We start from the raw sequence: 17,192 nt of genomic DNA on the forward strand, positions 1-17,192 counted from the left end.
TCCTTGCTGTTGAAGTCAATTGATTTATTATCAGCCCTGTTGAAGAGGGGACAGTAATGTCGCTTATTGGCGAATCAGACGTCGCCGGTAAAGCGCCAGGTTCTCTTCGCTGCGACGTGCGTCATGTCACGGCCTATCGAGGTCGTCGGGCATGGCCAGGGCAGGCAGACAGCATGCGCAGGAGTCGAGCGACACAAGCGCGATACAAGCACGAGACAAGAGCAGGCCGGGCCTCGCAGATGGGCAGTCAGGCGGGTAGAGGTACCGCTCCAGCGTGCGACACCGGGTACGGCGAAATGCCTCATGAGAAGGCATCAAGTCCCGGGGTCGAGTCTGGGGTCGGGGTCATTGCCGCTGGGTGGTCAGTCAGACCCGAGCTTGCCACAGACGTACAGGATAGTGCGTCAGCTCAGGCAGAGAATGTCAGTAACACATTGTATTAAATGGATTTGATATATTGGACGTGATTGACGAAGCCGTCGGTGCCTTACGCGCCAGCGGCGTGTCCCTTGTCTTGCGGGGCATTGGGCGGTCGCCTCATTCGAGGCCGCGCTACCTGCCGGGTCGGGCAGATGGCGCAGGCGCAACTTGGCGATCGAGCGTTGCACCTCAATCATCGCACCTCTCCATGGAATGCATGCGGGCATGAATTCTCATCCCGTTCTGACGCTGCCGTGCCAGCTGACTCGCCAACGAGATCGTCAGGTCTCGCCTGCTTGAAGGGGCTGCATAAACCTTCCGTCGACAGTGGCTCCTGACAGGTTAAAGCAACGAGTCGCTTGAACAGAAATGTCAATAAAAGTGCAAGAAATAAGTAATCAGTAATGTTGGTGCGATCAATCTTATAAGTATCGGTTAATCAAATGAGTCATGTTGTCTTGATTGATGACAAAGTCGATCAATGCAATATGTTGCATGTGTTAGATGCCTGGTAGTGAATTACTAAAATACTAATAAACGTTCCATTTCGGAGTTCGGTCATGGGCATGTGTCATGGACTCATGCCTGACGTGTGTCCGGGGATATCGCAGGGGTATCGAAGGGCAGGCGTGACCATTCCATGACAGATGACATGTACGCCAACAGGGCGCCGCTATCGGCAGCAGGGGAGAACGCCAGTTCCTCGGGGCGGTAGCGTGCCGAAACAGCGCCTGGCGGTAGCGGTCAGGATCACAGGGGAAGAGACAGGATATGGATATACCGGTCAGAACGACGCTCCGGGCGTTCTCATTTGCCGCCGTGGTATTGGCGATGAGCGGGTGTGCCTTCGCGCCCGGTGGGCACATGGATTATGAAGCCGAGGTCGCGCCGCTGACCGACCAGGTGGAAGTCACGCCGATCACCCCCGGGCTGATCTCCAACTATCGCGCACGCCCCGCCCAGACCGCTCCCGCGCCGCCTGAGCTGGTCGATGACATCAAGCAGTACGTCTACCGCGTGGGCGGCGGCGACATCCTGGCCATCAACCTGAGCACGCCGCTGGACCTGGCTCAGGAAAGCGGTGTGCAGCGTCAGACGGTCGAGGCGCTGACCTACATCGTCCAGCCGGATGGCACGCTGTTCTACCCCTATGTCGGGCGCATCAACATTCGCGACATGACGGTGGATGAAGTGCGCGCCGCGCTGGTCGCGGGGCTGTCCCGTTACATCACCGAGCCGCAGGTCAATGTCTCGGTGGCGCAATTCCGCTCCAAACGCGTCTATCTGAGTGGCGCCGTGACCGAGCCAGGCTTCGTGCCGGTCACGGATGTTCCGCTGACCCTGATCGATGCCATCAGTGCCAGCGGTGGGGTCACGGCACTGGCCAACACCCACAACATCACGCTGACGCGCGACGGCCAGCAGGAGCACCTGAGTCTCTATCAGCTGCTGCAGCAGGGCGACATGCGTCAGAACCGTCTGCTCAAGGATGGCGACGTGATCAATATACCGGTGGCGGAAGACCAGAACGTCTTCGTGCTCGGTCAGGTACTCAAGCCCGGCAACATGCCGGTGGGCAATGAACGTCTGAGCCTCACCGATGCGCTGTCGCGGGCCGGCGGGGTCGATGAGGACCGCGCCAATCCGTCAGGCGTCTTCGTGGTGCGTGAAAATTCGCCGGAGTCCGACAAGCTGGCCACGGTCTTCATTCTCGATATCTCGGATGCGACCTCGCTGATGCTGGGCGCGCGCTTCCCGCTGCAACCGCGTGATGTGGTCTACGTGACCGCCGCACCGGTCAGCCGCTGGAACCGTGTGCTGAGCCAGCTGCTGCCGTCCGTGACCAGTACCGGGGCCTTCGTCTCGGTCATCGATGACATCGAGGATTGAGGTCATGTCCCACTCCCGCATGGCAGGTCGCGTCGCGACCTGCCGTATCACCTGCCTGCCGGGCCTGAATCGTTTACTCAAGGCGGCGTCATGAATCAGTACACCTCTCCCATGCCATCCTCTTCTGCACAGCCTGGCAAGGACACCACGCGCCGACTCGATTTCAGCACCATTCTCGCCTTGCTCTGGCATCGACGCTGGTGGCTGATCGGCAGCACGCTGCTGTTCACCCTCCTGGGCATCTATCTCGTCGGTAGCCAGCAGCGCATCTACCTGGCCGATTCCCTGATCCAGATCGAGGACAAGGGCGGCAGCGCCAGCCTGCTGGGGCCGCTGGCCGGTCAGGCGACCGGCAGCGACGAGAGCAGCACCAGCGATGAGCTGGAAATTCTCGCCTCACGACTGGTATTGGGCCAGGCCGTGGACCGCGAGCGCCTCAATATCGTGGTCTCTCCGGTGCGTTACCCGGTCATCGGTGACTGGCTCTCCAACCGCCATCTGCGCCTGCCGGCCAGTCTCGGCGGGCAGGATTACGCCTGGGGCGATGACACCCTCAAGGTCACCACGCTCGAGCTCGGCGGCCCGTGGCAACAGCAGACGCTGACCCTCGAGGCCCTGGGCGATGAGCGCTACCGCCTGCTGGATGCAGAGGGGCAGGCGATCGTCGATGGCAAGGTGGGCGAGAACGCGCTGGCGGAAGGCATCAAGGTCTTCGTGCGCGAGTTGTCAGCCGAGCCGGGGGCGCGCTTCACGCTGACCAGCATCTCGGACCTGAGCGCCATCAATTCGCTCAAGTCGCGCTTCACCGCCGTGCGCAATGGCACCGACACCGGGGTGGTCACGCTGAGCCTGTCCGGCAGTGACCAGACCGCCATCGTCAACACCCTGGACACCATCACCAATGTCTTCCTGCAGCAGAACATCGAGCGGGAATCCGCCGAGGCGGACAATCAGCTCGGCTTTCTGGGCGACCAGATCCCGACGCTGCGTGGCCAGCTCGATGAGGCCGAATCGGCACTCAACGACTATCGCCGTCGTCGCGACTCGGTCGATCTGACCGCCGAGAGTCAGCAGGTGATGGAGAATCTCGTCGGGCTGGACAATCAGCTGACCGAGATCAAGCTGCGCCTGGCCGAGCTGTCCCGTGCCTACACCAGCGAGCACCCGGCCTATCGGGCGCTGGTGGCACGTCGTGATTCGCTCAATCAGGAGAAGGCGCGCGTGCAGAAGCAGGCCGAGCAGTTGCCGGCCGCCCAGCGCGAGGCGCTCAACCTGAACCGCAATGTCACCGTCAGCCAGGAAATCTATGTCGCGCTGCTCAACAAGCGCGAGGAAGTGCGCCTCAAGAAGGCCGGCACCGTCGGCAACGTGCGCATCCTGGACCCGGCAGTGCTGCAGCCAGTGCCCATCTCGCCGAAGACGTCCCTGATGCTGGCCGTGTTCTGCATGATCGGCCTGATGCTGGGCACGCTGGCCGCGCTGCTGCGTCATGCGATGCGCAAGGGCATCGACACCGCCGAGCAGATCGAGGCGCTGGACCTGCCCGTCTACGCCACGGTGCCGCTGTCGCCGCAGCAGCACAACATGATGCGCCGCGTGCGCCTCAAGGGCGAGAAGGGCGGCCGCGAGATCTATCAGGGGGTGCTGGCCACCTCCCAGCCGTCGGACATCAGTATCGAGGCCCTGCGCAGCCTGCGTACCAGCCTGCACTTCGCCCTACTCGACAATCGCCGCAAGTCGGTGATGTTCACCGGGCCGAGTCCGGGCATCGGTAAGAGCTTCGTCAGCCTCAATCTGGCGGCGGTGAGCGCCGAGGCCGGTCAGCGCGTGCTGCTGATCGATGCCGATATGCGCCGTGGTCACCTGCATCACGCCTTCCAGCGTACCTCCGAGCAGGGCGGTCTGTCGGATGTGCTCAGCGGTGCCAGTCCGCTGGACAGCGTGCTGTATCACTCGCGCATCGACAATCTTGATTTCCTGGGCCGTGGCGTCGCGCCGCCCAACCCGTCGGAGCTGTTGATGCAGCCCAATTTCGCCGAGCTGCTGGAGCAACTCGGTGAGCGTTACGACCTGATCATCATCGACACGCCGCCGGTACTGGCCGTGACCGAAGCGCTGATTATCGGTCGTCACGTCGGCGCCAGTCTGATGGTGGCGCGCTTTGGCATGAACCAGGTGCGCGAACTCGAGCATGCACGCAAGAAGCTCGAGAACAATGGCATTCACGTCAAGGGCGCCATCCTGAATGCCATCGAACCGCAAGCTGGCGACAAGCATGGCTACGGTTATTACAACTACAGCTACGCCTGACATCGTCTCGCTTGGCAGCTCTCATGACGCTTGAATCACGGAGGAGGTAAGCACGATGAGCGGTATACCCTTGTCGATGGAGCACCAGCGGCGTTACTCGCATCACTACGAGCGCTTGCTGGCCAGCAAGCGATTGCAGCTGATCTTCGGGATGCTGGTGGTGGTCATCGCGCCGGCACTGTACCAGGCAGGGTTGAACCAGCTGATGCAGGGTGACACCCACTGGTGGGTGACCAGCGATGATCAGTGGCATGCCCTGCTGGGCACCGGTGTGGCGTACACCCTGTCGGTGACGGCGGTCAATCGCCTGTCGCGCCTGCCGGGCACGCGCTCCTACCTCTATGTCGTGCCGGCGATCGTCATCTCCTATCTGACCTTGATGATGGTGCTGGGCGTGCTGGGGCTTGAGTATTCGCGTCACCAGGTCGGCCTGTCCTTCCTGCTCGCGGTGAGCCTGTGCACGGCCTACTACTACATCGACACCCGACTGCGCCGGATGCGCTTCGCGGTGGTGCCCTACGGCAAGGCGCCGAGTCTGTGCACCCGCCCGGGCGTCGAGTGGCTGTCGTTGCGCGGGCCTGACCTGGTCGGCCTGCCGCGTATCGACGGCGTGGTGGCGGACCTGCGCGGTGAGCTGCCCAGCGAGTGGGAGAGCTTCCTGGCCGACTGCACCATCCACCGTATCCCGGTCTACCACGCGACCCATGCCCACGAGATGATCACCGGTCGCGTGCTGCTGGATCACCTCTACGCCAACGAGTTCGGCTCGCTGACGCCGCGGGAGGACTATGAGGTCATCAAGCGCTGGATGGACTTCACCGTCGCCGCGCTCATGCTGCCGCTGCTGGCGCCGGTCATGTTGCTGACGGCGCTGGCGATCCGCCTCGACAGTCCCGGGCCGGTGATCTTCCGTCAGCCGCGCATGGGCTTTCACTGCCGCCCCTTCACCGTCTACAAGTTCCGCAGCATGTATGACGGCATGAAGGGCGCGGGCTTCACCCAGGAAGGCAGTGATCCACGCATCACGCGAGTCGGGCGCTTCATCCGCAAGTGCCGTCTCGATGAGCTGCCCCAGCTGTTCAATGTGCTCAAGGGCGACATGAGCCTGATCGGCCCGCGCCCCGAGTCGATGAATCTGGCCGACTGGTATCGCAAGGACGTGCCGTTCTTCCACTACCGCCATGTCGTGCGCCCGGGCATCACCGGCTGGGCGCAGGTCGAGCAGGGTTACGCCGCTGAAGTGGAAGGCATGATCCGCAAGCTGGAATACGACTTCTTCTACATCAAGCACTTTTCCTTCTGGCTCGATCTGCTGGTGGTGATCCGCACCATCAAGATCGTGATCAGCGGCAACGGCTCGCGCTGAGCGGGTCTGCACTCTCTGTAGACGTCTGTAGACGAGTGTCTCCGCAGGCGAGTGTGCGGCACTTCTCTGAAACGTGTAGCGAGTCGCTGCCAGAGGAACCCGGCAGCGAACGCGCTGCACCGGCACTCGTCTGCTGTCAGAGCCAACCTTCATCTGATGTACGAAAGGAGTCGATATCATGATTACGGTGACGCGTCCCTACTTCCCGGAGCGGGAGAATTTCGACCTCTATGTGGATTCCATCTTCGAGGGGCGCTGGTTGACCAACCACGGCCCGCTCGAGCAGGAGCTCACTCGGCGTCTGGAAACCTACCTGGGCGTCGAGAACCTGCTGCTGGTCAGCAATGGCACCCTGGCGCTGCAGATCGCCTATCGCGCGCTGGGCATCGCCCAGATGCCGGGCCAGTACGAATCGGCGGAGGTCATCACCACGCCCTTCACCTTCATCGCCACCGCCAGCAGCCTGAAGTGGGAGGGCATGCAGCCGGTCTTCACGGATATTGACCCCGACACCCTGTGTCTGGACCCGGCACGCATCGAGTCGGCCATCACGCCACGCACCCGTGCCATCGTGCCGGTGCACGTGTTCGGCAATGCCTGTGATGTCGAGGCCATCGATGCGCTGGGCGAGGCGCATGATCTGAAGGTCATCTATGACGGTGCCCACGCCTTCGGCGTGACCTATCGCGGCAACAGCCTGCTGTCACATGGCGATGCCAGCACCCTGAGCTTCCACGCCACCAAGCTGTTCCACAGCATCGAAGGCGGCGCGATCATCTTCAAGCGCAAGGAAGACCTGGAACGCGCCCGCAAGTTGATCAACTTCGGCATCACCGGCCCGGAGTGCATCGAGGAACTGGGCATCAACGCCAAGATGAATGAGTTCCAGGCGGCGATGGGGCTGTGCGTGCTGGATGAGATCGAAGGCAATCTGGAGAGCCGGGCGCTGGTCTGGCATGCCTATGCCCAGGCGCTGCGCGGCAATGTCCAGCTGCAGACCCGCCAGACCGGCGCCAGCCTGAATTACGCCTACTTCCCGATCATTCTCGAAAGCGAAAGCATGCTGCTCGAGGTGATGCAGCGTCTGCAGCAGGAAGGCTATCTGGCACGACGTTACTTCTGCCCGTCGCTGGAATCGCTGTCCTTCCTCGGGCGGCCCGCCGCCGAATTGCAGGACGAGGATGTCATCACCCCGCAGATCGTGCATTCCACCGATATCGCCAGTCGTATCCTGTGTCTGCCGCTCTACTCGGGGCTTGAGGTCAGCGAGATCCTCGGGGCGGTGCGCATCATCGTCAATCGCCACGTCAAGGCCGCCTGATCATGAACATCGCGATCATGCAGCCCTATCTGTTCCCGCATATCGGCTATTTCCAGCTGATGCATGCCTGTGACGAGTTTCTCGTCTATGACGATGTCGCCTTCATTCCGCGTGGCTATATCCATCGCAACAATGTGCTGCTGGGCGGCAAGGCGCATCGCTTCACGCTGTCGGTACCCAAGGCGTCGCCCAACCGGTTGATCAGCGAACTCGTCTTCGGCCCGACACCGGACAGCCTGCTGACCACGCTGCATCACGCCTATGCCAAGGCGCCGTATTACGCAGAGGTGATGCCGCTGCTGCAGGCGGTGTTCCAGCATGAAGACCGCCGCATCGGGGCGCTGTGCAAGTACAGCTTCGAGCGGGTGTGTGACTACCTGGGGCTGGAGTGTCGCTTTCTGCTCACCAGTAAGCTTGAGCACGACCGCAGTCTCAAGGCCCAGGACCGTCTGATCGAGATGTCACTGATGCGCGGGGCCGAGGGTTACATCAACAGCATCGGCGGCCGCAAGCTCTACCAGGCGGCGCCCTTTGCGGCCAATGGCATCACGCTGTCATTCCTCGCCAGCCAGCCGAGTGACTACTGCCAGACACCGCTTGATTCGCGTCGCTCGGGGCGTCAGGCGGAGTTCGTCGCCGGCCTGTCGATCATCGATGTGCTGATGTGGTGCTCACCGGGCGAGGTGCGCGACAGACTCGCCGAGTACCAGCTGCTGCCGGAAGACCTGGAGCTGCTGCGTGCCGCGGGCAATGCTGCGGGTGACACGGCGCCTCTGCCGGGGCCGCTGGCGCGCGATGTCTCCTCCCACTCGCAACAGGGGGGCCACGCCTCGTGTCACTGAGCAACAAGACCGCCATCGGCATTCTGTGGAATTTCTCCGATCAGCTATTGCGGCGTGGCATGGCCAGTCTGGTCACGCTGCTGCTGGCGCGGCTGCTGGTGCCGGAAGATTTCGGGTTGCTGGCGATGGTGCTGGTCTTTCTGACCATCGCCTCGGCCATGATGGATTCCGGTCTTCAGCAAGCCATTCTGCGCATGCCGACCCTCGGGCCGCGTGATGCCAGCACCGCCTTCTTCAGCAATATCGCCTTCGGGGTGCTGGCCTACGGCCTGCTGTATGCCAGCGCCCCCCTGATCGCCGACTTCTATGCCGAGCCACGCCTGATCGTGCTGGTGCGTATCGGCGGCATCGTGGTGCTGATCAACTCCTTCGAGGTCATTCAGGGCGCGATGCTCAACCGTGCGCTGGATTTTCGTACGCGCATGAAGGCTGGCATTCCCGGCAGCGTGGTGTCGGGCGGGGTGGCAGTGCTGCTGGGCTGGCTGGGCTTCGGGGTCTGGGCACTGGTGGGGCAGATGTTGACGGCGGCGCTGGTCACTACCGCCCTGATGTGGTGGTGGGGTAGCTGGCGGCCGCGGCTGGAATTCGATGTGGTGTCGTTCAAGGCGATGTTCCGCTTCGGCTACAAGATGTTCCTGTCACGCATGCTGGATGTGCTGTTCGTCAATCTCTATGTGCTGCTGATCGCCAAGCTGTTCTCCGCTTCGGTGGCGGGACTGTTCTTCTTCGCCGAGCGTCTCAAGGAGCTGGTGATCAATCAGCTGGTGACGGCGGTGCAGAACGTGACCTTCCCGGCGCTGGCGAGCATCCAGGCGGATCCCGTACGCCTCAAGAGTGCCTATCGTCAGATCCTGCAGGTCATGGTCTATCTGCTGTTCCCGGCGATGCTGTTGCTGGCGGCGCTGGCCGAGCCGCTGTTCCTGACGCTATTGCCCGAGCGGTGGCTGGCGGCGGTGCCTTATCTGCAGCTGATGTGCATCGCGGCCGTCATGTATCCCCTGAGCACGCTCAATCTCAATGTGCTCAAGGTCAAGGGGCGCTCGGACCTGTTCCTCGGGCTCGAGATCGTCAAGAAGGTATTGATCTGTGCGGTGCTGGCGGTGACCTGGCGCCATGGCGTGATGGCGATCCTGATCGGGCAGATCGTGGTGGCGGTGGTGTCCTACATCCCCAATGCCTGGTTCTCGCGGGAGTTGATCAACTACAGCATCCGCGAGCAGCTGGCCGACTTCCTGCCGGCTCTGCTGCTGGCCAGTGCGGTGGCGGGCACGACCTGGTGGGCCGTGCCTGCGCTGTTGGCCATCTGGCCGGCGCCGGTGGTGCTGGTGGTATCAGGCCTGCTGGCAGGGGCGGCCTATCTGTTGCTGTCCTGCTGGCTGCGCTTCGCGGCCTGGCAGTACGGCGCCGGCTGGATCCAGGAGCGTCTTTCACAACGGAAAGTGGGGAATACTGCATGTTAGAACTGAGTTATGCCCGGGCACTCGCGACGCCCCTCATGGATGGCACACCGCAGTCAGGCCCCTTGCCTGTACCGCCGGCGCCCGCCGAGGAAGCCGCCATCATGGCCGAGTGGGAGGGCGATCTCAGCGCCCCGCGCGTCTCGGTGATGTGCTTCGCCTTCAATCATGGCGACTACATTCGCATGGCACTGGATGGCTTTCTGATGCAGCGCACGCGTTTTCCGTTCGAGATCGTCGTGCATGATGATGTCTCGACGGATGGCACGCGGGAAATCATCGAGGAATATGCGGCCCGTTACCCGAACATCGTGCGGCCGATCCTGCAGGACGTGAACCAGTACTCGCAACATATCTGGCCGATCACCTTCTGTATGCCGGTGATGCGTGGCGACATCATTGCCTATTGCGAAGGCGATGATTACTGGATCAAACCCGACAAGCTGGCCCGTCAGGTCGCCTTGTTCGACGCCTATCCCGAGGCGACGGTCTGCTTCCACCCGGCGCTGGAATTCAATGAAGCCACCGGCGAGCATTCGCTCATCTGCCGCTATGCCGATAGCGTGAAGAAGATCTCTGCCGAGGCGGTGATCGGGCTGCGCGGCGCCTCCATTCCGTCACCGGCCTTCAGCTTCCGACGCGTCGATGCCACCGTCGACGCGATGATGGCGTCCTATCGCGGCGCCCCGATCATGGACTTCTTCCTGCAGTCCTACATGGCACTGCAAGGCGAGACTCTCTATTACGAAGATGCTGCCTGTGTCTATCGCCGCAATGCCAAGGGTTCCTGGACATCGCAGCAGCAGGAAAGCGAGGCCGAACAGCGCTATCAGCGCGACATGATCTCGGCCATCGACGTCTTTCATGCCAATACCCGGCATATGCCGCATTCCGACAGCCTGTATATCCCGCTCTATCACTACTTCAAGCAGTACGTGATGGCGCCCGCGAGCCCCATGCAGCGCCTGGCCAACTTCCGCCAGGGGGTCGCGCTGCTCTCGCACATGGACCGCAGTCGGCTGCTGCGCCTCGTGCGCCAGGATGTGATGACCAAATTGATAGGCACTCGTCGCCGTCGTGTGACATCCGGCAGCGCAGTGCAGAAGCGTAAAAGCGCCTGAATGCCCCCGATTATCGGGGGGGATGAGGGCGAGAGAAGCGTTTGATGACAGGACGTCGTCAATAACATCAAAAAAGCGCTGCAACACACAAAAGCGCGAAGGATATCGGCCTTGGGCCGTCGTGAGTCGCAAGGGGACCGCAACATGAATTATCGCAGTTACGCCGACCTGAGTTCGGATATCGCCAGACAGTTGTCGCGCCTGCAGGCCGGGAATTTTGATCTGATCGTCGGGATCCCGCGCAGTGGAATGGTGCCGGCCTACATGATCAGCGCCATGCTCAATCGGGCCTGCACGGATCTCGATACCTTCATCGCCAACGGCTCGCCCGGCAAGGGAATGACACGCAAGGTCCGGGGGGCAGCGCAGAGTGCCTGGGAAAATCAGCGTGTGCTGCTGGTCGACGACAGTTTCAACAGTGGGGCCTCGCTCAAGGCCTCACTGGCGCGCATTCCGCAAGAATGCCCCTGTGACATCACCACCTGCGTCATCTATGCCAACCCGGCTCCGGTGGTGGGGGTGGACATGTATCTGGTCGAGCTGGAGCACCCGCGTGCCTTCCAGTGGAATCTGTTCCATCACCCGGCGCTGGCCGATAGCTGCCTGGATATCGATGGCGTGCTGTGCCTCGATCCGACGCCTGAGCAGAACGATGACGGCCCGCGCTATCGCGACTTCCTGACCAACGCGGCGCCTCTGCATATCCCGACCTACCGAGTGCACTCGCTGGTCACCAATCGGCTGGAAAAATATCGTCCCGAGACGACCGCCTGGCTGGCCCGGCACGGTGTCGAGTATGACCACCTGATCATGCTCGACCTGCCCAGCAAGGAAGAGCGCCTGCGTCAGAATCGCCATTCGAGTCACAAGGCGGATTACTACCGTGACTCCGGCTGTCGCCTGTTCATCGAAAGCGAGGTGGGGCAGGCCACCAACATCACGCGCATGACCGGCAGGCCCGTCTATTGCGTGGACGCCCACCAGATGATGACTCCCGAGTGGGCCTCGATGTCAGCGCAGAAGAAGGGCCAAGTGCTGGTGTGCACGTTCAAGCGCATGGCGCGCCGGGTCGTGACCTGGTTGCCGGCGCCGCTGGCCCGCCAGGCGCGCAGTGTCTATCAGCGCCTGGCCTGAACGCACCGAAGGAAGTGGGCTGACGTCGATCGCCATGTGCAGATGGCATGGCGGTCATCGTGTATTGACTCGATCAAGCCTGGCTCAAGGCTAACACTGGCGAAGGAGTGGCAATGAAGACGCATCGGATGGCGCTTTTGGTCGTGGCACGGCAGATGACCCTCGAGACTCGCCAGATGCTGGCGTTGGCGGCGGGGCTGACGCGCCAGGGTCACGAGGTGGACCTCATCGTGCCCCAGGCCCATGAGGAGTTGATCGAAGGTCTGGCCCATGGGGTGCGGTTGGTAGAGCTGGGCGTGCACACTGAGTTGACGGGCGTGCTGGCCCTGACGCGCTATCTGGCGCGTCATCGCCCGTGTGTCCTGTTGTCCAGCGGTCTGGAAGCCAACCTTAATGCGCTCAAGGCGCGCCGTCTGGATCGTTGGCGCGTGCCGGTGATTGCGCATCATGCCGTGACACCGGCCAGTGAACTGGTGGCGGCGGGCAGCAAGGCGCGGGGCCTGAGGCGCCGGATGGCGCTCAAGTATCCGCATGCGGCACTGGTGCTGGTCGAAAGCGATGAAGCCGGCTGCCAGGCACGCCACGAGGGCGGTATCGAGGCAGCGCGCGTCGTGACGTTGCCGTTGGCCCCTGATGAGGAGACGGGCGCGCTGGGCGAGCATCAATTGATGCAGTGCCTGTCGCTGATGCTGTCGGCAGCCGAGGTCGAGGGCGCGTCACCCTTCTCGTCCCAAAGCTGGCAGGTCAGCAGTGGGGGAGCTGCGGCTGGCCTCGCGCAGTCCTCGCCGTCCCTCGATACCTCTGGCGTGGTGAGTCGGCAGGCCACCAGCGCTGATACCGGCGCGTCCGCGTCCCTCATGTCATCCGCCAGTCTGCAGGCCGAACTGGCCAACAGCGGCGCACGAGAATAAGTCTTTCCATGGAACACATTCTGCTCGACCTGCCCAACCTGCTCGTCTGTCTGGTACTGGTGATGGTGGGCTTTCTGCGCGGTTGGGTGACGCGCAATGTCGCGATCATCCTGAGTCTGAGCAGTGCGGTGCCGTACCTGTTGAACAATGTGCTGTTCGATGCCGAGTACATGCCGGACCAGTTCCGCTACTGGGAGCAGGTATTGGCCATGCGCAGCATGGACTGGGGAGCGATGGACCACTCCCTGACCGTCTCGGTCTCGTCGGGATTTCTGGCGCTGTTGCCGTTGCCGCTGGCGGAAACCATCACCAGCCTGGGCTTCTTCAACAAGTTCCTCTATATCGGCGCGCTGATGGTGCTGATTCGCCGCGGCATCATCTCCCACGCGGTACTGCTGTTCGTGCTGTGCTACCCGAGCCTGGTGCTCTACAGCTCACTGAGCCTGCGCGACACCCTGGTCACCGGCTTCATGCTCGGCAGCTTCCTGCTGGCCATCGAACGCCGGCCGATATGGGCGCTGATCTTCCTGCTGCCGTTATGGATCATCAAGTTCCAGAACGCTTTGATCATGCTGATCTTCCTCGGCATCTATCTCCTCTATGACGTCAGCCGCCAGGGCCTGTCGACCAAGCGATTCTGCTGGTTGCTGGTCGGGCTGGCCGCGAGCGTGCTGGTCATCTATCCGCTGGCGGTGGACCAGATCAACTTCTTCCGCGCGGCCATGTACCTGGAGGATGGCGGCAAGATCGAGGATGTGGAGGTGATTCAGGGCTTCGGGGACTTCGTGGTGACGGGGATCCAGGGTGCGCTCTATTTCCTGATCAAGCCATTGCCCTGGGAAGCCGCCAATGCGCTGCAGTTGATCCAGTCGGGAGAGAACCTGCTGGTGGTCGCCTTCCTTGTCTGGCTGACCCTCAAGTGCTGGCAGGTCCAGCGCGAGAAGACGCTCTTCTGGCTGCTGTATCTGATCGGCGCCTTCACCATCTATGGACTCGTCGTCTTCAACTACGGCACCGCGGTGCGCTATCGCTTCCCGTTCCTGGTCATCTATGTGGTGTGCATGGCGCATGACACAGGGCTGGTGCGTCTGTGGCAGCAGCAACGCCGGCCTGCGTTGCTGGACTGACCTGCTGGACCGAGCCACGACGCCTTCCCTTTCGCGCTGGTGTCGCTTCTCGATCGTCTCTCTCGTCGATGGTTCCTCTTGTCCAGGGTTTCTCTTCCGGATGCTTCCGGTCGCGCGGGCTCAAGCTCGCGCATGTTCTTCTTCGCATGACACGCAAGGAATGCCCCATGCCAACACATGATGCACAGCCCTCCACGGTGGTGCTGGTCTCCAACTCGTCGTTCTTTCTCTACAACTTCCATCGCGGCGTCATCGAAGGGCTGCGTGACTCGGGGTATCGCGTGGTGTGCCTTGCGCCCACCGATGCGCATAGCGCGTACCTGGTGGACGAGCTCAGGGTCGAGCATCGTGCGCTGGGCATGGAAGGCAAGGGCACCTCGCTGATCGGTGAGGGCAAGAGTCTGCTGGCGCTGCTGGGGACATTGCTGAAACTCAAGCCACGCTATGTTCTCAACTTCACCATCAAGGCCAATGTCTATTCGGGGCTGGCGTGTCGGCTGCTCAAGATCCCCTATACCAACAACGTCTCGGGGTTGGGCACCGCCTTCATACATGACAGCTGGCTGTTTCGTCGGGTACGGGCGCTGTATGGCTTCGCCAACCGTGGCGCGCGTTGCGTGTTCTTCGAGAACCGCGATGACCAACGCCTGTTCATGCGCCTCGGGCTGCAGAAGTCCACGCCGTCTGTCGTGCTGCCCGGCGCCGGTATCGACCCGCAACGCTTCGCCTTTGCGCCGCAACCGCAGACGCCACCGCTGACCTTTGTGATGGTCGCACGCCTGATCGGCGACAAGGGGGTGCGGGAATACGTGACGGCGGCCGAGCGTCTGCATGAGCGTTATCCGCAGGCACGCTTCTGGTTGATCGGCCCGTCGGGAATCAGCAATCGCACCGCGATCAGCGATGAGGAAATCGCTGCCTGGCGCGAGCGCGGCGTGTTGCACTACCTGGGCGAACAGCGGGATGTGCGCCCCTTCCTGGCCGAGGCCAATGTGCTGGTGCTGCCGTCGTACCGGGAAGGCATGCCGCGCACGGTACTGGAGGCGGCCTCGATGGGGCGTCCGGCGATCGTCAGTGATGTGCCGGGCTGTCGCAGCTCGGTCAATCCCGGCGTCACTGGCTGGCTGTGCGAAGCGGCCAATGTCGAGTCTCTTGAGCAGCAGATGCAGGGCTGTCTGGACATGCCGCATGCGGCATTGATGGAGGCAGGGCAGGCGGCACGCGTGCGTATCGAACGTGAATTTGATCAGCAGATCGTGGTGCGTGCCTATCTGGGCTGTCTGCAGCACACACTGGATATCGAGTTGCGTAAGTCAGTACTCGCTACCGCCTGAGGCGGGGCGCTAACACATTGACACCGTTGGATTTTCGTCAGGAAGATGAAGAAAATCGTTCTCGACAGTTGGGCAAATATCAGGAACTGCTGCTGGATTTAACGCGCATAATGGCCCCGCGAGTGAGAGTGACAGGCGCCTGCCTGGAGAGCTCAATCGGTCGGGACAGTGCTTCTTCTGGCAATGACACAGCGCGTGTCGCTGAACAGGCCGTCTCGCTGGAACGCGATCGATCGTTATCAAAGGGAAGGATGCCCGTGAACACCATCAACAGAGAGCAGAATGTCGTCATGAGTGGATATCGTTTCTGCGCCCAATGCGGGGGCGCCAGCGTACATCGCGTAAAACGCCATTGGTGGCAGCGACTGGCCGGCAAGGCGCCGCTCTATCACTGTGAAGACTGCGGCATCATCCATCGCGTCTCGACTGAAGCCATCACTGCCAGCCGGACGAGCCAGCAGGACGCTGAGTCGTCGCACCCGATGGCTGGCCGCTGATCCTGTCTTCAGGTGCCAGCATTGAGCTATCGAGCTGAGCCTGGCGCGCCGGCATTGGATTTATCTTTTCATCCCCCATGCCGCGGCGCGCGTTATAGGTCCGCCTTGACTCAGTGCGAAGCGTGCCTCTCAAAAGGCGGAATCGGCAAGACGCGTTGAGCTGGCATCTCGCATGATGCCTGGCAGTGTTCGTTCAGCGCTCAGGCCGCTTGCTACTCTTGCTTTTCGAACTCGCTTTCCGTACTAGCTCCCCGTGCCCGCTTACCCCACACGATCCTCTTGCCGTTCTGTCTTGCTGGCGCGTTTTCTTTCTAAATGTGCTGTCTTTCTGACGTACCCTCCGTCTTTCCAAAAAATGCCTGAGGCATTGTTCTTCATGAAGCGGTAAAGACGTGGTGGCCGCCGCTCGTCTTGCTGTCAGCCGTTTTGCGCGACCGTTCCTGCGCTAGCATTCTGCGCTAGATCGCACCGCTTCATGTCATACCCCCTATCTCCCGCCATCGACCCTCGTCGGTGGCGGGTTTTTTCTGCGCCGCAGTTGAGCATTTCGATCAAGCAAGGCGATATCTCGCCAGCGGTCGGGTGCCTCGCGGCGAGCATTTCCCTGTGGAGCGCATGAGCCAATGAAGATTCTGTTTGTCGTCGGTAATCTTTCCAGCGACGGAGGCACGGAACGTGTCACATGCGAAATCGCCAGCGGACTGGCGCGCTCGGGTCATGAGGTGATGATCGCGAGTCTGTTCGGGCCAGCGACCAGCTCGTTTGCCCTGGAGGACAGCATCACGACCTGTTGCCTGAATCTGAAGGAAGCCAGAGGCGGGGCAAGACGCTCGCTGGGCATCAGTTCGGCGTTGCTGACCAAGGTCCGCCATCAACAGGCCGATGTGGTGGTGCTGGTGGATTCGATCCTGTTCGCCTTCTGTGCGCCGTGGGCCTCGTTCCAGCGCGCCCGGATCATCTGCTGGGAGCATTTCAACCTCGCCACCGATCATGGTTCACGCCTGCGTTCGGTGGGGCGCTCGACCGCCGTGCGCCTGGCCGACGCCATCGTGGTGCTCACCGAGCGGGACGCTGAAGCCTGGCGAGCGCGCTATCGCATCCGCGACAAGGTCGGCGCGATCTGGAATCCGGTACCACACTTCTCCAGGCCCAGCGAGGAGAGCGCAGCGTCGCGTACCGTGCTTGCTGTCGGGCGCCTCACGGAGCAGAAGGGCTTCGATGTGCTGCTGAATGCCTGGCACAAGGTCGTGTCGGTCCACCCTGACTGGCGGCTGCGCATCGTCGGCTGGGGCGAGGATGAAAATGACCTCAAGGCCCAGGCATGGACATTGGGCCTGAGTGACAGCGTCGTCTTCGTGGGCCGCACCTCACAGGTGGAAAAGGAGTATCAGCGGGCGGCGCTGTACGTGATGAGCTCACGCTGGGAGGGGCTGCCGATGACCCTGCTGGAAGCGCAATCCTT

The 17,192-nt window shown here is 62.0% G+C and carries 13 protein-coding genes; all 13 read left to right on the top strand.

Annotation, left to right across the window (positions count from 1 at the left end):
* Nucleotides 1-1,191 precede the first annotated feature (1,191 nt).
* Entirely contained in the window at nt 1,192-2,310 is a 1,119-nt protein-coding gene (locus AC4FAH_RS07850) for a polysaccharide export protein (protein ID WP_279838559.1), read from the top strand.
* A 90-nt stretch (nt 2,311-2,400) separates the two neighbouring features.
* Nucleotides 2,401-4,620: a polysaccharide biosynthesis tyrosine autokinase gene (locus AC4FAH_RS07855; protein ID WP_153636196.1), complete on the top strand. Its 2,220-nt coding sequence runs from the start codon at nt 2,401-2,403 to the stop codon at nt 4,618-4,620.
* Between the two features lie 55 nt (nt 4,621-4,675).
* The gene (locus tag AC4FAH_RS07860; protein ID WP_490245859.1) at nt 4,676-5,986 is read left to right on the top strand and encodes an exopolysaccharide biosynthesis polyprenyl glycosylphosphotransferase; all 1,311 of its coding nucleotides are present in this window, start codon (nt 4,676-4,678) and stop codon (nt 5,984-5,986) included.
* 178 nt (nt 5,987-6,164) lie between these two features.
* Nucleotides 6,165-7,307: a DegT/DnrJ/EryC1/StrS family aminotransferase gene (locus tag AC4FAH_RS07865; protein WP_490245860.1), complete on the top strand. Its 1,143-nt coding sequence runs from the start codon at nt 6,165-6,167 to the stop codon at nt 7,305-7,307.
* 2 nt (nt 7,308-7,309) lie between these two features.
* A complete protein-coding gene (locus AC4FAH_RS07870) occupies nt 7,310-8,149 on the top strand; it encodes a WbqC family protein (protein ID WP_490245861.1) in 840 nt (279 codons plus the stop codon).
* Nucleotides 8,140-9,609, top strand: coding sequence for a lipopolysaccharide biosynthesis protein (locus AC4FAH_RS07875; RefSeq protein WP_153636194.1), 1,470 nt, complete (start codon nt 8,140-8,142; stop codon nt 9,607-9,609). Before AC4FAH_RS07870 ends, AC4FAH_RS07875 begins: the two co-directional genes overlap by 10 nt.
* Nucleotides 9,603-10,727 (top strand): glycosyltransferase family 2 protein, encoded by a 1,125-nt coding sequence (locus AC4FAH_RS07880; protein WP_490245862.1) that lies wholly within the window; start codon nt 9,603-9,605, stop codon nt 10,725-10,727. Before AC4FAH_RS07875 ends, AC4FAH_RS07880 begins: the two co-directional genes overlap by 7 nt.
* A gap of 144 nt (nt 10,728-10,871) precedes the next feature.
* Nucleotides 10,872-11,861, top strand: coding sequence for a phosphoribosyltransferase family protein (locus AC4FAH_RS07885; protein ID WP_131432407.1), 990 nt, complete (start codon nt 10,872-10,874; stop codon nt 11,859-11,861).
* Between the two features lie 113 nt (nt 11,862-11,974).
* Nucleotides 11,975-12,772: a glycosyltransferase family 4 protein gene (locus AC4FAH_RS07890; protein ID WP_490245863.1), complete on the top strand. Its 798-nt coding sequence runs from the start codon at nt 11,975-11,977 to the stop codon at nt 12,770-12,772.
* Between the two features lie 8 nt (nt 12,773-12,780).
* Nucleotides 12,781-13,899 carry a hypothetical protein gene (locus AC4FAH_RS07895; RefSeq protein WP_248377349.1) on the top strand — a complete coding sequence of 373 codons (1,119 nt, stop codon included), beginning with the start codon at nt 12,781-12,783 and terminating at the stop codon, nt 13,897-13,899.
* Nucleotides 13,900-14,066: 167 nt separating this feature from the next.
* Entirely contained in the window at nt 14,067-15,233 is a 1,167-nt protein-coding gene (locus AC4FAH_RS07900) for a glycosyltransferase family 4 protein (RefSeq protein ID WP_248377352.1), read from the top strand.
* Between the two features lie 26 nt (nt 15,234-15,259).
* The gene (locus AC4FAH_RS07905; protein ID WP_287020258.1) at nt 15,260-15,730 is read left to right on the top strand and encodes a hypothetical protein; all 471 of its coding nucleotides are present in this window, start codon (nt 15,260-15,262) and stop codon (nt 15,728-15,730) included.
* A 623-nt stretch (nt 15,731-16,353) separates the two neighbouring features.
* Nucleotides 16,354-17,192, top strand: an 839-nt coding sequence (locus AC4FAH_RS07910; RefSeq protein ID WP_490245864.1) for a glycosyltransferase, incomplete at its 3' end; no start/stop codon positions are given.

This window comes from Cobetia sp., assembly GCF_983723665.1.